Source organism: Anaerohalosphaeraceae bacterium (assembly GCA_037479115.1).
Lineage (GTDB): Bacteria > Planctomycetota > Phycisphaerae > Sedimentisphaerales > Anaerohalosphaeraceae > JAHDQI01.
This window is the reverse complement of the sequence record JBBFLK010000002.1, coordinates 193,095-215,452: the sequence shown is the minus strand read 5'-3', so window position 1 is coordinate 215,452 and position 22,358 is coordinate 193,095. Positions and strand designations below refer to the sequence as shown.

Sequence of the window (22,358 nt, the reverse complement as noted above, 5' to 3'; positions counted from 1 at the left end):
AGATTATCCAATCATTCTTCTCAGTCGAGTCCGAATGCCGGCGGGTTTTGTGCCGGGCGGAACAAGAACATTGATGGCCTGAGGAATCAATTTAATTTCGGCAGGGGGTTCCGGGCCCGGGTCACCGTCAATCTGGCAGTAAATCGGCTCTTTGGCTAAAGACTCTACGGTAATCACAGTGCCCTGTTTGTAAAGGACGTCTTTTCCGCGAGTATGCATCTTGAAAATGGTGGCGACGGCGTGTTTGAGCAGATGAGCCTGATGACGGCATTTGTAGATGCATAAATCCAGTTTTCCATCGCCGTATTGGGCATGTTTGCAGATTTGCAGCCCGATGGCATACCGGGAGATGTTCCCGACAAATACCAAACCGCGGCCGGAAAAGCACTCCTGGCCGTCGATGGTAACCCGCATCGGAGGAAAGGTGTGGGACCAGAAACACCTCCAAATCGGCCAAAAATAATCGAGATGGCTGATATGTCCGGTTCGCCAGCTGTGGATGCGGTGAATGACATCTCCATCGAAGCCGAACCCGCAGATGGAGGTAAAGCATTTTCCGTTGATGGTTCCCAGGTCAAGAGGACGAAGCTGCCAGGCCTCGTAGGTTTTGATGAGTGTTTGGGGCTGCAGGTCGAAGCCCAGTTCGTTGGCCAAAAGATTTTCAGTTCCGGATGGGATAATCAGGAGGGGTTTGTCGCTTCCTTCCAGACCGTGGATGACTTCTCGGATGGTGCCGTCTCCGCCTGCAGCGGCTACCAGAGAGCAATCGTAATCCACTGCGGCCTGACGGGCCAGTTCACAGGCATGCGTGAGCGACTGCGTCAGGAACGTTTTCATCCGGCAGCCGGACTGCTGGAAATAATTCTGGAGGCATTTGACCAGGTGTTTTCGGCTGCTGGCACCGGATTTGGGGTTGATAATCAGAAAGATGTATCCGTTCAGGTTCGGCATGGTTTTCATCCGGAGAACGGGTCAGATTTGTTTTTTCAGAAGAGCTCTGGCCAGAAGTTTGGCGTATCCTTCCGAGAGGTGGTGTTCTCCCTGAAGGCCGAGGTGAGCCAGGGCCTGTTCGACTTCGATTTCCGTGGGGGCCTCCACTTCGACGAAACAGCCCATCGGAGGCACACGGTCCAGGCAGATATGACAGTGCTTCCAGGTCCAGATTTTTCTGGTTTTTTTGACAATGATGCCGGAGGTGAATCCCAGTCCGAAGAAGATTTTTTTGGCGGCCTCAAAATCGCTGATTTGAACTTCGGCTTCGGGGCGTGTTTTAAAGCGCCGTTTTTCTTTGGGGCCTTTGAAGGTCAGGAAAAATTTTTCCCCTTCCGGCCCGTGCTGTCTGCGCAGCCGCAGGCCGCAGCCCCGTTTCAACGGGTGGCCGTGCGTTCCTTTCAGATACAAATCCGTTTCGCGGACTTCTTTAAGAAAAACAGCATTCATTTTTTTCAGTCGCTCTTCGAGCGGAGCCAGCGACGGGACAGCGATTTTGGCTTCAATTTCAATTTTCACGGTCCATTACACCCCTGGGTTACGGGATTATGTTTACCAGCCGGGATTTGACGATGATGACTTTTTTGGGTTTTTGTCCATTCAGAACGGCCTGAATTTTCGGATGAGCCAGGGCCAGCCGTTCGATTTCCTGTTCATCCGCATCGGCGGAAACACAGAATCGGTCTTTGATTTTGCCGCAGAGCTGGAGGGCCAGCTCCACCTGTTTTTCCTGCGCCAGCTGAGGGTCAAATTGCGGCCAGGGTTCATAAGCCAGCGTGTTGGAATGGCCCAGCCGCTGCCAGAGTTCTTCGGCGATATGAGGAGCAAACGGCGACAAAATCAGGATAAACGGTTCGAGAATTTGTCTGGGACGGATGGTCTGACGGCCGAGGTGATTGACAAAAATCATCATTTGGCTGATGGCGGTGTTGAAGGCGAAGTTTTCGATGTCTGAGGTCACTTTTTTGATAGTCTGGTGGAGCAGCCGCAGGGTTTGTTCATCGGGGTCTGCGTCCTGAACCGCCGGATTCAGATTTCCGGTTTCGGGGTCCACCACGAGCCGCCAGACTTTATGGAGAAAGCGGTGAACGCCTTCAACCCCCTGCATGCTCCAGGGTTTGACGGCTTCCAGGGGCCCCATGAACATTTCATAAAGCCGCATCGAGTCGGCGCCGTATTGGGCAATGACAGAATCGGGATTGATGACATTGCCGCGGGATTTGCTCATTTTCTGGTTGTCTTCCCCCAGAATCATTCCCTGATTAATCAGTTTCTGGAAAGGTTCCGGCGTGGAGACATATCCGAGGTCATAGAGCAGTTTATGCCAGAACCGGGAATAGAGCAGATGGAGAACGGCATGCTCGGCCCCGCCGATATACAAGTCAACCGGCATCCAGTATTTTTCGATATTGGGGTCGAAGGGTGCCTTGTCGTTTGTCGGGTCGAGGTAGCGCAGGTAATACCAGCAGCTGCCGGCCCATTGGGGCATGGTGTTGGTTTCGCGTTTGGCTTTTGTCCCGTCCGGCAGGGTGACATTGACCCAGTCCACGGCCTTGGCCAGGGGCGGTTCTCCGGTGCCGGTGGGTTTAAAATCGTCCAGTTCGGGCAAGCCCAGCGGCAGGTCGGATTCGGAAAGGGCGATGGTGCGTCCGTCCTCCGTGTGGAGGATGGGGAAGGGCTCGCCCCAGTAGCGCTGCCGGCTGAAGAGCCAATCGCGCAGTTTGTAATTAACGGCCTTTTTCCCCAGCCCTTTTTCTTCGAGCCAGGCTGTGATTTTCTCTTTGAAAACCGGTGTAGGCAGGCCGTCAAACGGTCCGGAATTGAAGGCCGTTCCATCGCCGGTGAAACAGACTTGTCCGGCCTGGACCTGTTGGGCCAGCGCCGGGTCGTCGGGTTTGACAACGGGGATGATGGGCAGGCCGAATTTTTGGGCGAATTCGAAGTCGCGTTCGTCATGGGCCGGCACGGCCATAATGGCACCGGTGCCGTAACTGATAAGGACATAATCGCTAATCCAGATAGGAATCTGTTTGCCGTTGACCGGATTGACGGCAAAAGCCCCTGTAAATTGACCGGTTTTTTCCTTGGATAATTCTGTGCGGTCGAGGTCGCTTTTCCGGGCGGCCTGCTCTTTGTACTCCGCAACGGCTTGTTTGTATTGCGGGGTTGTGATTTGGTCCACAAGCGGATGTTCCGGAGCCAGAACCATATACGTGGCCCCAAAGAGCGTGTCGGGGCGGGTGGTGAAGATACGGATTGTGGTGTTATGGCCGACGACGGAGAAACTGACTTCCGCACCGACACTGCGTCCAATCCAGTCCTGCTGAAGTTTTTTGATGGATTCGGGCCAGTCGAGCTGATTGAGGCCTTCGAGGAGGCGTTCGGCATAGCGGGTGATGCGAAGCATCCATTGACGCATCGGCTTTCGGATGACCGGATAGCCGCCGCGTTCGCTGACGCCGCCGACGACTTCTTCATTGGCCAGCACGGTTCCGAGAGCCGGGCACCAGTTGACCGGGGCTTCGGCCTCGTAGGCAAGCCGGTGGTCATCGATGTATTTCCGGACCGCTTTCTCGCCCTGGGCAGCAATTTCTTCCGGAATCGGCAGCTCTTCAATCGGTCGGGCCTTCTGGAGTTTTTCGTCGAACCAGCTGTTGTAGAACTTCAGGAAAATCCATTGAGTCCATTTGTAATAGCGGATATCGGTGGTATCGACCTGTCGGTCCCAGTCATAGCTGAAACCGAGGGCCTGAATCTGGCGTCGCATGTTTTCGATATTCCGCTGGGTGGTGACGGCCGGATGGGTGCCGGTCTGGACGGCGTACTGTTCGGCAGGCAGCCCGAAGGCGTCCCAGCCGATCGGATGGAGGACATTGTAGCCCTTCATTCGCTTGTACCGTGCGACAATATCGCTGGCGGTGTATCCTTCCGGATGGCCGACATGGAGCCCCTGGGCGGACGGATAGGGAAACATATCGAGGACGTAGTACTTGGGGCGTTCGTGAAGCGGAGCTTTCGGGTCGGGCTGAGGGGGCTGCTGGCCTTTTGGAAGGGGTCGGCCGTCCGGGGCCTTAAAAGTTTTATTGCGAAGCCAATAATCCTGCCATTTTTTTTCGATCGCAAGAAAGTCGTATCGGCCGTTTTCCATAAGAATTCTCTAAACTGGTCAAACCCTACATTATTTATCAGCAATGAATGATTTGATTGAAAAAACGTATTATATCCAAATTTTATCCGTAAGCAACGGCAAGCATTTATTTCTCTTCATTCGTCGCGCTCAGGTCGATGAGAAATAGGGAAGAGGAGGGCAAATGATTCAGTGCTTCCCGAGTCAGGTTAAACCAGCCGGGGCATTCGTCCAGAACGGCGCTGTCGCTTGTAGCGACCGGCGAAGGGGTTTGCCGGAGGAGCTGGTCCGGGTTTTGATGGATTTCGACCTGCCAGGGGAGGTTTTGAGTTTTGAAGAAGTCTTCGAGGAGGACTTTCAGCCGGCCGGAGTTCGACACAGGACGGTCCAGGAGCCAGAGGACTTCTTTGGGGTTTAGCTTTTTGAGGGTTTCTGCGGCCAGTTCGACCGCCGGAAGGGTTTCCGAAACTTTCCTCCATGTCCCGTGAAGACCGGATAAGTCCCGGATGCATCCATCCTGACCGACGAGAAGCACTCCGCCGCTGAGGGCTGCTTCGAGGGTGATGAGAATATTGTATCCGTCGAGCAGAAGCGTGCGGTTTGCAAGGTTTGAAAGGGGGATTTCTTTCTGCTTTCGCAGGATTCGCTGGGTGTCGGAGCAGGCGGAACGCATCACGGCCAGCCGCTGTCGGCTGTCGAGGGAAAAGTGGTCGCCCACCAGTTTCAGGGCGCTTGTCTGGGCATATCCGCGGGTCAGGAGCCAGGAGTAATGGCTGACGGCCTTTTGGAGAAGGGGAATTTGGTCGGCGGCGAAGAGCCGCTTATCTTCCGGATGGGGACCGCGATGGGTGCGTTTGTCAGGCATTCTTTCAGGATAGCGAGTGGAGGAGGGCAGTTCAAGGGAGGAAAAAGTTGACAGAGAAGGTTGTTTTTTCTACGATTCGTTTTTTTAGGAACAGGATATGCCCAGTCATAATCTGGCCCACATACAAATAGGCAATCTGGATGTTTTGGGGTATTCGGTCGCCGGTGAGGAAACGGTGGTTGCTATGCCGCAGCTGGATGTCTGCTTTGACATCGGCAAAGCCCCCGACCAGGTGATTCCTATTAATCATGTGCTCCTGACGCACGGCCATATGGACCATGCGGCGGGGATTGCCTATTATCTTTCGCATCGCCAGTTTTGCGGTCTTTCGCCGGGGACGGTTCTGGCTCCGCCGAATACGCTCGGCCCGATTCGACAGATTCTCAATGCCTGGAGCAAGCTGGATGGAAGCCGAATAAAAGGCAATCTTGTTGCGGTGGGGCCGGGGGAGGAATATTCGGTAAAACCGAATCTGTTTGTGAGGGTTTTCCCTACAAAGCACACGGTTGGGGCGGTTGGGTTTTCTGTTCTGGAACGGCGAAAAAAACTCCGAGAGGAATATAAGGGGTTAACGGGTCCGCAATTGGTAGAATTAAAGAGGCAGGGAATCGAAATAGACCGGCCGCTGGAGATTCCGCTGGTCAGTTATCTGGGGGATACCCAGTATGTGGACTTTTCGCAGCTGGATTATATTTCCAACAGTCGGCTGTTAATTGCGGAATGCACCTTTTATGAAGAGGAACATGCCGGCCGGGCGGAGGCGGGGCGGCATATGCATATTGAGGAGCTGGGGCCGCTTCTGGAAAAGATGAACAATGAGTTTGTCCTGCTGACACATCTAACCCAGCGGACGAGCTTGTCGGAGGCCCGGCGAATGCTGAAGCAGAAGCTGCCGTCGTCGGTATTCCGCAAGGTGTATCTCCTGATGGATTATCTGCCGAACAGACGAACTCGAAAGAAGCCGAAGAAGTCCGGTTCGCCGGAGGGGACTCAGGACGAAGCGGCCTGCTGAAGGAGCAGCCAGATACGCAGGACTTCCGCCACACTCCAGGCCTGGGCGGGACATCCGCGTGGATAGTGCGGTGCGTCCCCATCGAAGATTTCCGAAATGCTGCCCAGACAGGCGTGGTTGGCAAAATGATGAATCAAAGGAGAAAGCATGGCGGCGGTCTGCTTGCGGGCCTGCGGACTGTTGTTGTGGACTTTCAGAAAGGCCTCCAGAAAAGCCCCCATCAGCCAAGGCCAGACGGTTCCCTGATGATAAGCGGCATCGCGGCGGAACATATCTCCTTCATAGCGTCCGATGTACCGGGGGTCGCGCGGGCTAAGGGTCCGAAGGCCGTAGGGGGTCAGCAATTCCTGCTGGACAATTTGAACCACGCGTTTCTGGCGGTTGGGCGACAAGGGGCTGTGAAGGAGGGAGACGGCGAAAATCTGATTGGGACGGATGGACGGGTCGGGGGTGCCGTCGGGGAGGATGCAGTCATTCAGGCAGCCGGTGTGTTCATTCCAGAAAAGCCGGCTGAAATTCTGTTTGACCAGTTCTGCGCGAGCAGCGAAAAACTCGGCCTTGGAGCGGTTTCGGTTTTGGAAGTAGTCGGCTGTGCGGCAGAGGATGTCATACCAGAGGGCGTTGATTTCCACGGCCTTGCCGTATCGAGGGGTAAAGACCACATCGCCGCATTTGGCATCCATCCAGGTCAGCTGCGTCTGCGGGTCGCCGCCGGTGATAAGACCGTCGGCGTCGGCGTGGATGCCGAAACGGGTCCCTTCCTGGTATCCGCTGAGGATTTGCAGAACGGCGGGCAGAAGATTTTTTTCGAAAAAGGATTGGTTCTGCGTTTGTTGGAGCCATTGGTAGGCGGCTTCGACAAACCAGAGCGAGGCGTCGATGCTGTTGTAATGGGCCGGTCCGCCGTAATCGTCAAAGCGGTTGGGAATCATTCCTTCGCTGACGGCCTCGGCAAAGGTCTGCAGAACGCCGGCGGCCGTGTCGGTACGGCCCGTGCTCAGGCAAAGACCCGGCAGGGCAATGAAGGCATCCCGTCCCCAGTCGAGAAACCAGGGATAGCCGGCCAGGATAGTCGGGCTTGTGCGTCCCTGAATGGTTCGTTCGACCACGAATTGCCCCGCAGAGATAAACAGGGCCTTTTGAATGGGGTCTCGCGAGAAGGCGCTGCGGCAGAGGTCTTTTTGGCGATTGGCGAGGTCTTTGAGCATTTGGTGAAAGTCCGGCGGTTCGAAGGAGGAACCGGCAGGCTTCAGGGCGGCCCACAGAATGACTGAGCCGGGCTGTTCGATGCGGCAGGAGTACCAGCCGGGGGCCCAGAGGTCCTCGAAACAGTCCTGTCCCCGCTGGGCCTCGATGCGGTAGTAAAAGCGGTACCACCAATGGGGGGCCGGCCGGAAGGTCATTGATGAGACGACGAGATGCAGCTGAAGGTCGTCTTCAGAGGGGCCGGTAATGCAGACGGCGTGAGGCCTTTTTGTTTCAGCGGTTATGGGGCGGGCGGCGTTTTGGAGGCCGTGAAAATCCCGCATGGCCGCCAGCGGCAGCAGAGAAAAAGTGAATGGGCGGACCAGATGGCTGAAGGCGTACTCGACGGCGACGATGTCTTCGGTGGGGTGCAGATAAACGGATTTGGTGCATCGGGCCAGACCGAGTTCATATTCGAAGTGGACGCCGATATCGCGGGAGAAGGCGGTCAGATGTTCGTAACCTTTCGGGTGGAAGGTTCGGTCGAATTCAAAACAGCTGAATTCCAGCGAATCTTCTTCGAGAGAGATTTTTTCCAGGCAGGCGGCCAGGCCGAGAAACCGGGCGGCGGGAGGATGGGGAGTTCCGATGAGCAGGCCGTGATAGCGTCGGGTATTGCAGCCGGCCAGCGTGGAAAAGGCAAAACCCCCGCGGCTGTTGGTCAAGAGCCATTCCCGGCTGAGCATCTCCTCCAGCGGCAGGTCGCTGAGGTTGACGGCCAGGATGGCTTCTTTGTGCAGTTCCATTGCATTCTTTAATCCGCGCAGGCGTTCAGGAGGCCTGTTCGGAGACGGTTTGCTGAGTCAGGGCCTGTTTGCAGCGTTCCCGCAGATGATTAAGCACGTTCATATAATTAATATAGGAATCATACGGCGACTCGTAGGGATTGAAGTATTTGTGGACATCGCCGTCGGAGAAATACTTGGTGCACATATAATAGAAATGATCGGAGGTCAGCAGTTTTCTCCAATCCTCAATAATCTGGGGGTCCTGGGTCTGCTTGACGAGTTTCTCCATTTTATAAACTTCGTGGAGGGCGTTGGACTGCATGGCGTTGCCCAGCCAGGCGGACAAGTCCCGTTCCATATCGGCCCAGCTGATAACGTGGGGGACATCGACCACGTCCATGACCGGATAAGTGCGAACCACTTCGCTGGGCGTCATAAAGTTGTTGTCGGGGTGGCGGAGGATGTATTCGGGCAGATGGTACATAAAGTCGAAGATGCCGGTGTCCTCCCACTGGTGTTCCCCGAAGGTTTCGTAGTCCATAAAGAGATTGACGGTATGGCCGCAGCCGTTAATCTGGTCAATCCATCGGGCAAACTTGGGGGCATCCAGCGGCCATTCCTCCCAGCCGCGGTTGCTGAAGCGGAAGGCGATGTCATCGGACAGGGAGTAGTTTTTCAACAGCAGCTTCAGGTGCTTGCAGTTGGGGGGGCGATAGACAAAGTTGGCGTTGCGGTGGCCGAGAATGCGGTCGGCGCCCTCCGTGATGACGGCGTCAAACTGATTTAAGGACTCGATGGTTTCCGCCAGCTGGTTGTTGTAAATCAATTCTGTATTGCGGAAGATGCGGGGAGTTTGGCCCCAGAGTTTCTGCATCAATTCAATATGCTTTTGAATCTGTTCGAAAAATTCATTGCGGGAATAAAGGAAGCTGAGACTGTGGTAGTAGGTTTCCGCGATAAACTCGACGCATCCGGTTTCGGCCAGAGCATCAAAGGTGCTGATGACCTCGGGGCAGTATTTCTGGAATTGTTCGATGACGACGCCGGTGATGCTGAAGGAAACCTTAAAGCGTCCTTCATAGCGGCGAATCATCTTCAGCAGAAGCCGGTTGGAGGGCAGGTAGCACTTGTTGGCGACCTTGCGGCAGATGGAGGCGTTTTTGAATTCGTCGAAGTAGTTACCGGATTTGTCAAAGACGGTATAGTGCCGAAGCCGAAACGGCTGATGCACCTGGAAATAAAAGCAAACCGACGGCATACGAAACCCTCACCTTCCATGAAGTTTCAGACGGCGACCTGGGTGACTTCCTGATAGACCTTCAAACATTTCTTGGCCGCTCCGGACCATTTGAGTTTGCGCACCTCGAAGTTTCCATGTTCCCGCAGGGTCATCTGGAGCGGCGGATACTTCAGGACGGCGATAATTTTGTTGGCCATTTCCTGAATGTCCCAGAAGTCCACTTTGAGGACGTGTGTGAGGACTTCGGCGACGCCGCTTTGCTTGCTGATGATGACGGGCACGTCGTGGTTGAGGGCTTCCAGGGGAGCGATTCCGAAGGGTTCGGAAACGGACGGCATGACATACAGGTCCGCCATCTGATAGACCCGGTTGACGTCTTCGCCCCGGAGAAAGCCTGTAAAGAGGACTTTGTGTCCGATACCCATCTGGGCCGCCATTTCGATGATGCGGTGCATCATATCGCCGCTTCCGGCCATGACGAACTTGACGTTTTCCATTTCTTCGAGGACCTTGCGGGCGGCCATGAGAAAGTATTCGGGACCTTTCTGCATGGTGATTCGTCCAAGGAACAGGACGATTTTTTCATCACTGCGGATACCGACCTGCTGCGCGGAAACGCGGTTGCTGTCTTCGGGCTCTACGCCGTTGTAGATGACCTCGATTTTGTCGCCGAGCGCGCCGTATCGGGTCAGGAGGATGTTGCGGGTCAGATAGCTGACGGCAATGACCTTGGCGGCGGCGTGGATGCCGCGTCGTTCAATATCGTAAATCATCTGGTTGACGTGTTCGCCGCTGCGGTCGAATTCCGTGGAATGGACGTGCACGACCAGCGGTTTTCCGCTGACGGCGGCAACGGCGATTCCGGCCGGATAGGTCATCCAGTCGTGTGCGTGAATTACATCGAATTCCTGCTGGAGGGCCAGGCGAACGGCGGCGGCGGCGTAGCGGTGCACTTCGGTGTACATATCGCCGCTGTACTGGCCGGGGCTGACGGAAAGGCCTTCGATTTCCTGCTCCAGCCACTGGTCGAGCATCTGCTGTGATTGGGACGACAGGAGCTGCTTTTGACGGATAAGTTCCTCCAGCCGCTTTTGGTACTGCTGCGGGGTCGTGTACGGCTGAAGGGGGGAGCTGACCGTATGGAACTGAACGTTCTTGAGTTCCTGCGTGGTTTCGGCGGTTTGGGTGACCGTCCGGGTGGCTCGGCAATGCTGAGGCGTGAGCATCTGGACATGGGTGGGCGTTTTTGTTTCAATCGGTTTCGGGAGGACAAACGTGATTTTGACTCCCAAATCGCTTAACGCTTTGGTCAGTCCATGGCACGCGGTACCTAAGCCCCCGCTGATGTAAGGCGGAAACTCCCAACCAAGCATGAACACTTTCATATCAGACCCCGTTTACTCACACATTTTTTCTCAAAAAGATTCAAGATGTAATCTCATCCTACCACCTTCTGACAATAAATCAATTATAAAATAAATCTGCAAAAGACCTAATGAAATTTACTGAAAATGGGGGAAAAAAGTTCAGGATGTCGGGACACAGATGGAGCGGTGAAAAATTTATCTATCTTGACAGGGAGAGGGGTTTCCAGACAAAAAAAAGCCACTTCTTTGGAGGAAGCGGCTTTTGATTCTTTGCCTGCCGACTGCCTGCGGCATGGAGAACCTAAGCAGTCAGGACTCTTACAGGTCCTGCGGCTTGACGGTGCTGCGCCGGTTTGCCTGGGTGCGGCAAACGGCCGCATCGAGCAGCTGATAAATCTTGTCGTTCAAGGCCGCAATCGAATCACTGGCAGTCATCATCCCTTTGGACTTGATGTAGGCCTTGACTTTGCTGGCGACGACCAGCATTTCCGACTTGCCGCCTTTCGGGGCAGCTTTCTTTGCAGCGGCTTTCTTCTTTGCCATACGGCACCTCCGTGTAAAAGGTTACTTGGTTCCCATAAAAGCAGCACGCACGTGCCGCTAAACGACGTTTTGGCGTATTGTGGCTGTATTTGACCGACTTTGCAATAAAAAATTTGCGAAAAAACGCAAAATTTTGCATCCAGAGGGCCTATAGACGCAAAAATCCCTATGAACGCTTTGTTCCGTTTGACCCTTCCGCCCCCGTCTGAAGCAGGGGTTTTTTCTGCGGGAAAGTGCTTAATTGGGTGTGCGGCTTGGTCGATGAAAGGGTCGATGCAGTCAGACAAAAACTCAGAATTGTCCGTGTTTGGAGCGGAATATGTCGGAGCCGAAAAAGCCGAATAAGCCGATTCAGAAGACATCGCTCGGAGAATTTGTGACGGTGGCCTTCGCGGAAGATATGGATTTGGCCCGTCACTATAAGAAAATGCTGGAGGAGAACGGAATTCCCGCCGTAGTCCGGCAGCCCGAAAGCGAGGGGGCTGCGTCGCCTGGGATAGCGGTCCTGGTGCCGGAAGATGTGCTCGATGAGGCCCATTCTCTGATTGCGTCGCAGGCGCCGTTTGAGCATTTCTTTGATGTTTTCTTTCACGGCAGCGGCTGCTGGCTGGAAGATGACAGACAGGATGAGTAAGCGGCAAAGAAACGGTAACCTACAGTTTTTTACAGGTGTGATGAAATGACGGAAAAGATAAACGAGAACAATCCGCAGGAAGAAACGGTTCAGGAGCGTCGGACTTTTGTGGAGCGCCGCAAGAATGTTGTGGACCGCCGCAGCGGGTGGGACCGGCGGCGCGGTCCGGGACATCGCCGGACGGAAGAACGCCGGTTGGCTGAAGAAGGCCAGATGACGGATGAGCAGTTCGAGTTTCTGATGGCCATCGACCAGTATAAGCGGGCCAACCAGCGTCCGTTCCCGACCTGGACGGAGGTGCTGGAAGTCATTAAGGCCCTCGGCTATAGGAAAGTGGCCGAGCCGCAGTCGCTGGAATCGTTCCGCAAGGCCGACAAGGCCGTCCCCTCCGGAGTTTAGGCGTCGGTTTTTGCCGTCGGTCCTTTGGGGGGCAGGGCGGCTCGAACCTCCGAAAGAAACCGTGTAATATTCTCCCGCATTTTTTCCGGGTTATCGGGGGCTTCTTCAATAAATTTCACAATTCGGCTGCCGATAATTACTCCGTCTGCGCCTGCCCGGGCAACCTCGCAGGCGTGCTGAGGGGTGCTGATGCCGAACCCGACACACACGGGCTTGTCCGTCAGCCGTTTCAGCCGGGCTACCAGCGGGCGGACGGCGTTGGAAAGGGCCTGGCGTTCCCCGGTAGTTCCCAGCAGAGAGACTGTGTAGATAAACCCTGTGGTTTTTTCGGCGATGCGTCGGAGCCGTTCGTCGGGGGTGTTGGGGGTAGCCATAAAGACGGTTTCCAGCCCGGCTTTTTTGGCCGGAATGGCGATTTCATCGGCATCGTCGATGGACAAATCCGCCACGAGGACACTGGTGCCGCCGGCTTTTTTAAAATCCTGCAGGAACCGTTCGGTTCCGTACTGGACGAGGAGGTTGTAATAGACCAGCAGGCCGATGGGGATGGGTTTATAGGCCGTAATTTCCCGGATAAATTGAAGGGCTTTGGCGGGTGTGATGCCTGCCTTCAGGGCCCGCAGGTCGGCTTTTTGGATGGTAGGGCCGTCGGCTACGGGGTCGGAAAAGGGGATGCCCAGTTCGAGAATGTCGGCGCCGGCGTCCACAGCGGCCTTGACCAGCTGTAAAGAAATGTCGTACGAGGGGTCGCCGATGACGAAGAAGGGAATCAGGGCCGCCCGGTTCAGTTTGGAAAAGCAACTCTGATAGGGATTCATAGGGACCTCGCAGTCAGGGGTCTGTGGTGTTCGACGATATCGATGTCTTTGTCGCCCCGTCCGGACAGGTTGGCGATAGCGATGGTATCCGGCGGGAGAAGTCCTTTTTGCCGGACGAGCCAGGCGAGGGCGTGGGTGCTTTCGAGGGCCGGCAGGATGCCTTCCATTCGGGAGAACAGGAAAAAGGTATCCAAAACCTCCTCATCGCAGACGCTCACGTAACGGGCGCGTCCGGTTTCTTTCAGGTAGGCGTGTTCGGGCCCGACGCCCGGGTAGTCCAGACCGGCAGAGATGCATTCGGTGTCGCGAATCTGTCCGTTTTCATCCTGCAGCAGGTAGGTACGGGCTCCGTGCAGGACGCCGACCGTGCCGGTGCAGAGGGTGGCGCAGTGCTGGGTGGTGTGGAGGCCTTTTCCGCCGCCTTCGACGCCGACCAGCTGGACCTGCGGGTCATTGAGGAAACCCGAAAAAATGCCGATGGCGTTGGAGCCGCCGCCGACGCAGGCCGTGACAAGGTCGGGGAGCCGGCCGGCTTTTTCGAGGCATTGCTGCCGGGCCTCCCGTCCGATGGGTTCCTGGAAGTGCCGGACTATGGTCGGGTAGGGATGAGGCCCGCCGGCTGTTCCAAACAGATAAAAAGTATCTTCGACATGGGCTGTCCAGTATCGAAGGGCTTCGTTGATGGCGTCTTTGAGGGTTCCGGTGCCGCCTTCCACAGGGATCACTTCGGCGCCGAGAAGTTTCATTTTGTGGACGTTGACATTCTGGCGGGCGACGTCGGTTGCGCCCATAAAGATTTTGGTTTCCATTCCGAAGAGGGCTCCGACGATGGCGGTTGCCAGGCCGTGCTGGCCGGCGCCGGTTTCGGCAATGAGTTTGGTTTTGCCCATATAGCGGGCCAGAAGTCCCTGTCCTAAGGTGTTGTTGATTTTGTGGGCGCCGCCGTGCAGAAGGTCTTCCCGCTTCAGATAGACTGTAAACCCGACCTCTTCACTGAATCGGCGGGCATGATAAAGGGGAGTAGGCCGGCCTGCATAGTCGGTATAGAGGGCGTTTAAGTCTTTCAGGAAGTTCGGGTCTTCCCGGAATTGTTCAAAGGCGGCCTCAATTTCCTCGAGGGCCGGAATAAGCACCTCCGGCACATAATAGCCGCCGAAGGGACCGAATCGTCCTTTGGATTTCATATATGGACCTTTCCGCCGTGGATACGGCTGATGGAGTCAAAAAGCTGTTTGAGTTTTGCAGGGTCTTTTTTGCCGGGGGCGCTTTCCACACCGCTGTTGACGTCGATGCCGTAGGTTCCGACTTCGAGGGCCTGACGGATATTGTGGGGGCCGATTCCGCCGGACAGGAAGATGCGCCGGGGCGGATAACCGATGAGGGACCAGTCGAAGGTCTGTCCGGTTCCGCCGTACAGTCCGTCGGTGTAGGTGTCCAGGAGCACCGCATCGGTCGGATAGGTCAGGGCTTTGTCGATATCGGAGCGGTCTTTGACCCGGACGGCCTTCATCAGCTTGATGTTGAGCCAGTGGAGCGACCGGCAGAAATCGGGGGTCTCGTCCCCATGCAGCTGGACCCAATTAAACCAGCCCTGCTGGGCGGTTTCCTGGACCTGCTGGAAGGTCGGATTGACGAAAACGGCCACGGTGTCGACAAAGGTTGGGATTTTGGCGATGATATCCCTGGCCTTTTGGGGGTCAATATATCGGGGGCTTTTGGGGTAGAAAATGAACCCGAGCAGGTCCGCCCCGAGTTCGACGGCGGTTAAGGCATCGTCCAGGTTTGTGATTCCGCAGATTTTGATTTTTGTAAAGATCATACCTGTCAGCGATTGCTCAGTTCAATGAGTTTTTCGAGGCATTCGGCGGCCTTTCCGCTGTGAATGGCCTGGTCGGCGCGTTCGATGCCTTCGACGAAATCTTTGGCCAGGCCGGCTACCATTATAGCGGCGGCGGCATTCAGGACCACAATATCTTTTCGGGGGCCGGGGGCTTTTTCGTAAAGGATTTCGCGGATGATGTGGGCGTTGGTGTCGGCATCGCCGCCGGCCAGGGCGTCAAATTCGGCTTTGGGGATGCCGAAGCGCTCGGCGTCGAGGATTTCCTCGGTAACAGAGCCGTCCGGCATCAGATGAAGAATTCGGGTGGGGCCCATGGTGCTGATTTCATCCAGGCCGTTGCTGTGAACGACCATCGCCCGCTTCAGACCGAGGGTTTTGAGGGTTTCGGCGATGCGAGGCATCAGGGACACATCGGCGACGCCCATGACCTGCGCCTGGGCACGGGCGGGGTTGGCCAGGGGGCCAAGGATGTTAAAGGCGGTGCGGAAATCCAGCGACTTTCGGACGGGCTGGACGTGCTTCATGGCGGGGTGGTATTTCGGAGCGAACATGAAGCCGATATGCGCCTGGCGAATGCACTCGGCGACCGTATCGGGACCGGCTTCAATATTGACGCCCAATGCGCTTAAAACGTCGGCGGAGCCGCAGATGCTGGTGATGCCGCGGTTGCCGTGTTTGGCGACATAAACCCCGGCTCCGGCGGCGACAAAGGCGGCGGCGGTGGAGATGTTGAAGGTTTTCAGGGCGGCCCCGCCGGTTCCGCAGGTGTCCACGAGATTGTCGATGCCGACCCGGACGGGCACAGCATGTTCCCGAAGAGAAGTGGCCAGCCCCGCCAGTTCGCTGACGGATGCCTTTTTGACCCGCATGGCCGCCAAAAAGGCGGCGATTTGGACCTCAGCCACGTCGCCCTTGAAGATGGTGTCCAGCAGCTGCTTGGCCTGTTCGAAGGTCAGGTCGTGCCCTTCGAGGATGATTTCGAGATACTCGGTAATTTTGGTCATAACGGCTCTCCTTTTATGGGTGTTTCTTTTTGTTGTTGAGGGCGATTTTGAGGATGTTTTCGATGACTTTTCCGCCGGCGGGAGTCAGGATGCTTTCCGGGTGAAACTGGACGCCGTAAATCGGCAGGGTTTTGTGCTGGATTCCCATGACGACCCCTTCAAAGGAGGCGGTTTCTTCCAGACAGTCCGGCAGGGTGACGGCACACAGGCTGTGGTAGCGGCCGGCGTGGAGCGGATTTTCGAGGTTTTCGAAGGCCCCTTTGCCGTTGTGGGTGATTCGAGAGGCCTTGCCGTGCATGACGCAGGGGGCATGGCTGACGGTGCCGCCGAAGTACTGCACGATGGCCTGATGGCCCAGACAGACCCCGAAGATGGGCAGTTTGTTGTGGAAATAGTCGATGGCTTCGAGGGTGACGCCCGCAGTGGACGGGTTCCCCGGTCCGGGCGAAATGACCAGCAGGTCCGGCTGGAACTGTTCGGCGGCGCGGACCAGCTGGGATAGGGGGGTATCGGCCCGGTAGACCAGCGTAGGGCATTTGCGTTTGGCGAACTCATCGACGAGGTTGTAGGTAAACGAGTCGAAGTTGTCGATAAAGAGGACACGTACGGGTTCCATGGCATCTCCTTACGGCTGAAGTTGTTTGGCGGCTTGCGCACAGGCCAGTCGAACGGCTTTCAGGCAGGATTTGGCCTTGTTTTCGGTTTCTTCGAATTCGACGGCCGGAATGCTGTCATAGACGATTCCGGCTCCGGCGCGGATGTAGGCGGTATGGTCCCGAATCTGGAGACTTCGAATCGTGATGCAGCTGTCGAATTGGCCGTCCACGGTCAGGTACATCACAGCACCGCCGTAGTAGCCGCGTTTATTCTTTTCAAGCCGGCGGATGATTTTCATTGCCTCAATTTTCGGGGCGCCGGTGAGGGTGCCCATATTCATTGTGGCCAGGTACGCGCTGAGGGCATCCAAATCCGGACGCAGTTTTCCTTTGACGTTGCTGACCAGATGCATCACGGATTCGTAGCGTTCGACCGTGAGCAGTTCATTGACCAGACGGCTGCCGGGCTGTGAAACGCGGGCAATGTCGTTGCGGGCCAGGTCCACCAGCATCATGTGTTCGGCCAGCTCCTTGTGGTCCAGCTGGAGTTCGGCTTCATAGCGCATGTCAGTTTCGGGGTCGATGACACCGTCCACCCAGCCGCGGGGTTTGGTGCCGGCGATGGGGCGGATTTCCACGATGCGGTCTTTTTTGCCGCTCACGCGGAGGTTCAGCTCGGGGCTGGCCCCAATCAGGCAGGTGGTGCCGGTATTCAGATAGAACATATACGGAGAGGGATTGAGCAGGCGGAGTCGGCGATAAACGTCCAGCGGCTCGGCGGGGCAGGGTTCCGTAATAGTCCGGCTTAAAACCACCTGAAAGATGTCACCGTTGCGAATATGCTCTTTGGCGGTGCGGACCATCTGTTCGTACTCCGGCTGGGGGGTGTCGGTTGCGGGAGAAGGCAGCGGACCATCGTAGAAGGATGGTTCGGGGCGGTCTGTCCGCATTTGTTTCAGATAGGAATCAAAACGGGCCATGGCCTCTTCATAGATGGCCTGACGGTTGCCGTTGGTAATGACGGCGTTGACAATCAGGTACCCTTTGCTCTGGTGGTGGTCCATCAGAAAGATATTGTCCGCGAAGTACAGCTCATAATCCGGGTTGTTCAGCAGGTCATTCTGATTGGGCGGCAGGGTTTCAAACTGGTCGATAAAATCATAACTGATTGCCCCGAGCAGTCCGCAGGTGACGCGGAAGGGGGGGCTGGCCAGCTCGAACGCGAAGGCCACGGCCCGAATGACATCCATCTGGCTGACACTTTTGAGGCGGGTATGCTCATCGGTTTTGCCCGACAGCCGCTGAATGGTGCCGGTTACGGCCTCCGGAGTAAATTGGACGGTTTTGCAAAAAGCAAAGCGTTCCGGGCGTTCGGCCAGGTATTGAATCATCCGTTTGCCGGTCGGGCTGAGGGCCCGGATTTCGAATCGGTCTTCCCGGCCGGTCAGGTAGAGAGCCGGGTCGGCAGTTCCGAACGTCAGTTCGTTGCCTTTGGCCTCCGAAAGATAATCGCGGGATTCGAGCAGACAGCAGTGGCGGGCCCGGCCGTAGTCGCTCAGGCGGGCGAAGAATTCCACCGGGCAGGACAGTTCAATTTCCCGGACCATTGGAATGATTTGTCCGGGTTTGGCCTGTTCGATTCTGGTTTTATAATCTGTCATTTGTACAAGTTCCTTATTTTTCGGGTTTCGGGAATAAAAAACGACCCGGTTTGAGGCCGGGTCGAAGAGATGTTTCGGGAAACGGAAACAGAATTCCTGCCGACCGCGGGCCTAAGCCTGCGGCCGCCACCAATACTCCTTTTGTGTCAAGGCGATACTATTCATAGAAACAAGTATATCGAATGATGAAGATCGGTTCAAGAGGAAAATAAAAAATTTTTTTGAAGTTCCTGAAATATGGACTGTTTATGTCCTGTACCTTTCTTTACAGAAGCGGAATATCCCCCACACCGCTGAGGATATAATCGGGCCGATAGGGGAATTTCGGGATATCTTTTTCCTGTGTGATGCCGCTGAGAACCAGGACGGTGTCGATTTCGGATTCGATACCGGCGATGATGTCGGTGTCCATTCGGTCGCCGATGATGACGGTTTCCTCCCGCCGGCAGGCAAGCCGTTTGAGCGAATGCCGCATAATCAGGGGGTTGGGTTTTCCGATGAAGTAGGCCTGTCGGCCGGAGGCGATTTCTATCGGAGCAATAAGAGCGCGGCAGGCCGGCGCTATGCCGCTTTCTACAGGACCGCTGATGTCGGGGTTTGTGCCGATGAGTTTGGCGCCGCCGAGGACGAGATTGACGGCTTTTTCAATCTGGGCGTAATTGTAGGCAGCAGTTTCCCCGACGACGACATAATCCGGATTCTCTTCCGTGAGGCGAATGCCCTGTTCAAGAAGAGGCTGCCGCAGACCGTTGTCGCCGATGATATAGGCACTGCCGCCGGGTTTTTGAGAGGCCAGAAAAGAAGCTGTGGCAATCCCGCTGGTCATGAAGTGTTCCGGCGAGACTTCGATGCCCATCCCCGCCAGTTTTCGGCTTAATTCCTCCGGGGTTCGCGAGGAAGAGTTCGTCAGGAAAAGGTATTGTTTGCCCTGCTCTTTGAGCCAGCGGACAAACTCTTTGGCGCCGGCCAGCAGGCGGCTTCCGTGATACAAAACCCCGTCCATGTCGCAGATAAAGGCTCGTTTTTGGTGGAGCGGGTGCATTTATCGGATTCCTGCATGATACGATTGAAGGGAGCGCACCGACGATTCCTGTGTCTTTCTGGCGGCGATGCCTTTGACGCTGGCCGCTGCCGCCGCTACTGTGGTGATGTACGGGATTTTGTACTGAATAGCGGCCTTGCGAATATAGGAATCATCGGTGACGCTTCGTTTGCCGATGGGGGTATTGATGACCAGCTGAATTTCTTTATTCTTGATGGCATCCAGGATATTCGGACGGCCTTCGTGCAGTTTGAAAATCCGTTCGGCTTTGATGCCTTTTTTGCGAAGGTAGTCACAGGTTCCCTCGGTGGCAATGAGCCGAAAGCCGATGTCGGCAAATTCTCTGGCGACCGGAACAATGGCTTCTTTGTCGGAATCGTTGACGGTAATCAAAACCGTTCCTTCCAGCGGCAGGGGCTGCTGCGTGGCCTCCTGTGCTTTAAAGAAGGCCATTCCAAAAGAATCGGCCATGCCGAGCACTTCACCGGTGGAGCGCATCTCCGGGCCGAGAATCGGGTCTACTTCGGGGAACATATTGAACGGAAAGACGGATTCTTTGACGCCGAAGTGAGGGATTTTGCCGTGTTTGAGATTTATGTCTCTGAGTTTTTTGCCCAGCATAATCTGCGTAGCGATGCGTGCCATCGACAAACCGCAGACCTTGGAGACCAGCGGCACGGTGCGGGACGCTCGCGGGTTGGCCTCCAGCACATAGACCACATCATCCGCGATGGCATACTGCATGTTCATCAGGCCGACGACGCGAAGCTCGGCAGCGATTTTGCGGGTGTATTCGCAGATGGTGTCAATGTGTTTTTGGGGAATCGAGACCGGAGGAATCACGCAGGCGGAGTCGCCCGAATGAATGCCCGCCTGTTCGATGTGCTCCATCACGGCAGGGATAAAAACGTCTGTTCCGTCGGCAATGGCGTCCGCTTCGGCCTCGACGGCGTTGACGAGGAATTTATCGATTAAAATCGGACGTTCCGGCGTAACATCCACGGCGGCGGCCATATATTCGCGGAGCATCGTTTCATCGTGGATAACTTCCATCCCCCGTCCGCCGAGGACGTAGGACGGCCGGAGCATCAGCGGATAGCCGATTTGCTCCGCCACGCGGAGGGCTTCTTCGACACTTGCGGCCATTCCGGCTTTCGGCATGGGGATACCGAGTTTTTCCATTCGGGCGCGGAAGCGGTCGCGGTCTTCGGCCAGGTCGATGCTGTCCGTGGAGGTGCCCAGGATGCGGACGCCGGCTTCTTCGAGCTGGCGGGCAATGTTCAGGGGCGTTTGTCCGCCGAACTGGACGATAACGCCCATCGGTTTTTCCTTTTCATAGATGCTGAGGACATCTTCCACGGTCAGCGGTTCAAAGTACAGTTTGTTAGAGGTATCGTAGTCGGTGGAGACGGTTTCCGGGTTGCAGTTGACCATGATGGTTTCAAACCCTTCATCCCGCAGGGCAAAGGCTGCGTGGACGCAGCAGTAATCGAACTCGATGCCCTGGCCGATGCGGTTGGGGCCGCCGCCGAGCACCATCACTTTTTGGGGATTGGACGACGAACTGACCTTGTTTGGAGCATTGTATGTGGAGTAGTAGTAGGCGGCATTTTCCACCCCGCTGACGGGGATGGGTTCCCACCCTTCGACGACGCCCAATCGGGTGCGATGCTCCCGAATCTGCTCTTCTTTGACGCCCAGCAGTTTGGCCAGATAACGGTCGGCAAAGCCGTCTTTCTTGGCCTGCCGCAGGAGCTCATCAGGGAGCGGTTTGCCCTTGTACTTGAGGATTTTTTCCTCCAGCTGAACCAGCTCGGCCATCTGCTGAATAAACCATTCTTTGATGGCGGTTTTTTCGACGAGGGCTTTGACAGAGGCGCCTTTGCGAAGGGCTTCGTACATCAGGAACTGCCGTTCGCTGCTGGGATGATTGAGCCGGAGCATCAGCTCTTCCAGCGAGAGGGAATTGAAGTTTTTGGCAAAGCCCAGCCCGTATCGGCCGCTTTCGAGCGAACGGATGGCTTTCTGGAAGGCCTCTTTGTAGGTCTTTCCGATGCTCATGACTTCGCCGACGGCCCGCATCTGGGTGCCGAGTTTGTCTTCGATTCCCTTGAATTTTTCAAAGGCCCAGCGGGCGAATTTGACCACAACATAGTCGCCGGACGGGGTGTATTTCTCGAGCGTTCCGTCTCTCCAGTAGGGAATTTCGTCGAGCGTCAAACCGCCGGCGAGCATGGCGGAGACCAAGGCAATGGGAAAGCCGGTTGCTTTGGAAGCCAGAGCTGAAGAACGGGACGTGCGCGGGTTGATTTCGATAATAACCACCCGGCCGGTTTTGGGGTCGTGTGCAAACTGGATATTGGTTCCGCCAATAACGCCGATGGCATCCACAATGTCATAGGAGTATTTCTGAAGCTTTTGCTGAAGGGTTTTGTCGATGGTGAGCATCGGGGCGGTGCAGAAGGAATCGCCCGTGTGCACGCCCATGGGGTCCACGTTTTCAATAAAACAGACTGTGATTTTCTGCCCCTTGCTGTCCCGGACGATTTCCAATTCGAGTTCTTCCCAGCCCTGTACGGATTCTTCCACAAGGATTTGATGAACCAGACTGGCATCCAGTCCGCGGGCGGCAACGGTGCGGAGTTCGTCGATGTTATAGACCAGACCGCCGCCGGTGCCGCCCATGGTATAGGCGGGGCGGATGACCAGCGGAAAGCCCAGTTCTTTGGCGATGTCTTCGGCTTCCTGCACAGAATAAGCCGGCTTGCTTCGGGGCATATCAATCCCGAGGCGTTTCATCGTGTTTTTGAATTCGATTCGGTCCTCCCCTCGTTTAATGGCATCCAGCTGGACACCGATGACTTTGACATTGTATTGGTCCAGAACCCCTGCCCGGGCCAGCTCGGAAGCCAGATTCAGGCCGGTTTGCCCGCCTAAGTTCGGCAGAAGGGCATCAGGGCGTTCTTTCTGGATAATTTTTGTCATGGTTTCCAGGTTTAGGGGTTCAATATAGGTAACATCTGCCATCCCGGGGTCGGTCATAATGGTAGCGGGATTGGAATTGACCAGAACAATTTCAAAACCCAATTTTCGCAAGGCCTTGCAGGCCTGTGTTCCGGAATAGTCAAATTCGCAGGCCTGCCCGATAATAATAGGGCCTGACCCGATAATCATTACTTTTTTGATGTCATTACGCTTCGGCATCTTTTTTCTCCATGCAGAAAAGGGTGAGATGTTCTGGTTTGGG

19 protein-coding genes are annotated in these 22,358 nt (G+C 55.7%); 3 read left to right on the top strand and 16 right to left on the bottom strand.

Going from position 1 to position 22,358, the window contains the following annotated elements; genetic code table 11:
• Window positions 1-3: 3 nt before the first annotated feature.
• The 4 genes from WHS88_01850 to WHS88_01835 form a co-directional block, all read right to left on the bottom strand.
• On the bottom strand, window positions 4-951 hold the full coding sequence (locus WHS88_01850; protein MEJ5258912.1) for a diacylglycerol kinase family protein: 948 nt from the start codon (window positions 949-951) through the stop codon (window positions 4-6).
• A 21-nt stretch (window positions 952-972) separates the two neighbouring features.
• On the bottom strand, window positions 973-1,509 hold the full coding sequence (cyaB, locus tag WHS88_01845) for a class IV adenylate cyclase (GenBank protein ID MEJ5258911.1): 537 nt from the start codon (window positions 1,507-1,509) through the stop codon (window positions 973-975).
• 19 nt (window positions 1,510-1,528) lie between these two features.
• A complete protein-coding gene (gene leuS, locus WHS88_01840) occupies window positions 1,529-4,138 on the bottom strand; it encodes a leucine--tRNA ligase (GenBank protein ID MEJ5258910.1) in 2,610 nt (869 codons plus the stop codon).
• Window positions 4,139-4,244: 106 nt separating this feature from the next.
• Window positions 4,245-4,982 (bottom strand): DUF434 domain-containing protein, encoded by a 738-nt coding sequence (locus WHS88_01835; GenBank protein MEJ5258909.1) that lies wholly within the window; start codon window positions 4,980-4,982, stop codon window positions 4,245-4,247.
• Between the two features lie 97 nt (window positions 4,983-5,079).
• Between WHS88_01835 and WHS88_01830 the strand changes: the two genes are divergently transcribed.
• The gene (locus WHS88_01830; GenBank protein ID MEJ5258908.1) at window positions 5,080-5,994 is read left to right on the top strand and encodes an MBL fold metallo-hydrolase; all 915 of its coding nucleotides are present in this window, start codon (window positions 5,080-5,082) and stop codon (window positions 5,992-5,994) included.
• Here the strand turns inward: WHS88_01830 and WHS88_01825 are convergent.
• The 4 genes from WHS88_01825 to WHS88_01810 all read right to left on the bottom strand — a co-directional run bounded on the left by WHS88_01825 (window position 5,973) and on the right by WHS88_01810 (window position 11,117).
• On the bottom strand, window positions 5,973-7,985 hold the full coding sequence (locus tag WHS88_01825) for an amylo-alpha-1,6-glucosidase (GenBank protein ID MEJ5258907.1): 2,013 nt from the start codon (window positions 7,983-7,985) through the stop codon (window positions 5,973-5,975). The two genes, WHS88_01830 and WHS88_01825, sit on opposite strands and share 22 nt — an antisense overlap.
• A gap of 25 nt (window positions 7,986-8,010) precedes the next feature.
• Complete coding sequence (locus WHS88_01820; protein MEJ5258906.1) at window positions 8,011-9,225, bottom strand: glycoside hydrolase family 57 protein; 1,215 nt, start codon at window positions 9,223-9,225, stop codon at window positions 8,011-8,013.
• A 26-nt stretch (window positions 9,226-9,251) separates the two neighbouring features.
• The gene (locus WHS88_01815) at window positions 9,252-10,592 is read right to left on the bottom strand and encodes a glycosyltransferase (GenBank protein ID MEJ5258905.1); all 1,341 of its coding nucleotides are present in this window, start codon (window positions 10,590-10,592) and stop codon (window positions 9,252-9,254) included.
• Window positions 10,593-10,892: 300 nt separating this feature from the next.
• A complete protein-coding gene (locus WHS88_01810; protein ID MEJ5258904.1) occupies window positions 10,893-11,117 on the bottom strand; it encodes a hypothetical protein in 225 nt (74 codons plus the stop codon).
• A gap of 319 nt (window positions 11,118-11,436) precedes the next feature.
• Between WHS88_01810 and WHS88_01805 the strand changes: the two genes are divergently transcribed.
• Both WHS88_01805 and WHS88_01800 read left to right on the top strand, forming a co-directional pair.
• Window positions 11,437-11,751 (top strand): DUF2007 domain-containing protein, encoded by a 315-nt coding sequence (locus tag WHS88_01805; GenBank protein MEJ5258903.1) that lies wholly within the window; start codon window positions 11,437-11,439, stop codon window positions 11,749-11,751.
• A 45-nt stretch (window positions 11,752-11,796) separates the two neighbouring features.
• Window positions 11,797-12,150 carry a hypothetical protein gene (locus WHS88_01800; protein MEJ5258902.1) on the top strand — a complete coding sequence of 118 codons (354 nt, stop codon included), beginning with the start codon at window positions 11,797-11,799 and terminating at the stop codon, window positions 12,148-12,150.
• On the opposite strand, the gene trpA is transcribed toward WHS88_01800, so the two are convergent.
• The 8 genes from trpA to carB all read right to left on the bottom strand — a co-directional run bounded on the left by trpA (window position 12,147) and on the right by carB (window position 22,315).
• Entirely contained in the window at window positions 12,147-12,968 is an 822-nt protein-coding gene (gene trpA, locus WHS88_01795; GenBank protein MEJ5258901.1) for a tryptophan synthase subunit alpha, read from the bottom strand. The genes WHS88_01800 and trpA overlap by 4 nt on opposite strands.
• A complete protein-coding gene (gene trpB, locus WHS88_01790) occupies window positions 12,965-14,152 on the bottom strand; it encodes a tryptophan synthase subunit beta (GenBank protein MEJ5258900.1) in 1,188 nt (395 codons plus the stop codon). Before trpB ends, trpA begins: the two co-directional genes overlap by 4 nt.
• Window positions 14,149-14,787 (bottom strand): phosphoribosylanthranilate isomerase, encoded by a 639-nt coding sequence (locus tag WHS88_01785; protein ID MEJ5258899.1) that lies wholly within the window; start codon window positions 14,785-14,787, stop codon window positions 14,149-14,151. The genes trpB and WHS88_01785 overlap by 4 nt, the downstream gene beginning before the upstream one ends.
• A 5-nt stretch (window positions 14,788-14,792) precedes the next feature.
• Window positions 14,793-15,812, bottom strand: a complete 1,020-nt coding sequence (trpD, locus tag WHS88_01780) for an anthranilate phosphoribosyltransferase (GenBank protein ID MEJ5258898.1) — start codon at window positions 15,810-15,812, stop codon at window positions 14,793-14,795.
• 13 nt (window positions 15,813-15,825) lie between these two features.
• On the bottom strand, window positions 15,826-16,428 hold the full coding sequence (locus WHS88_01775; GenBank protein MEJ5258897.1) for an aminodeoxychorismate/anthranilate synthase component II: 603 nt from the start codon (window positions 16,426-16,428) through the stop codon (window positions 15,826-15,828).
• A gap of 9 nt (window positions 16,429-16,437) precedes the next feature.
• A complete protein-coding gene (locus tag WHS88_01770) occupies window positions 16,438-18,069 on the bottom strand; it encodes an anthranilate synthase component 1 (protein ID MEJ5258896.1) in 1,632 nt (543 codons plus the stop codon).
• A 265-nt stretch (window positions 18,070-18,334) separates the two neighbouring features.
• A complete protein-coding gene (locus WHS88_01765; GenBank protein ID MEJ5258895.1) occupies window positions 18,335-19,111 on the bottom strand; it encodes an HAD-IIA family hydrolase in 777 nt (258 codons plus the stop codon).
• Window positions 19,112-22,315 (bottom strand): carbamoyl-phosphate synthase large subunit, encoded by a 3,204-nt coding sequence (gene carB, locus WHS88_01760; GenBank protein ID MEJ5258894.1) that lies wholly within the window; start codon window positions 22,313-22,315, stop codon window positions 19,112-19,114.
• Window positions 22,316-22,358: the final 43 nt, after the last annotated feature.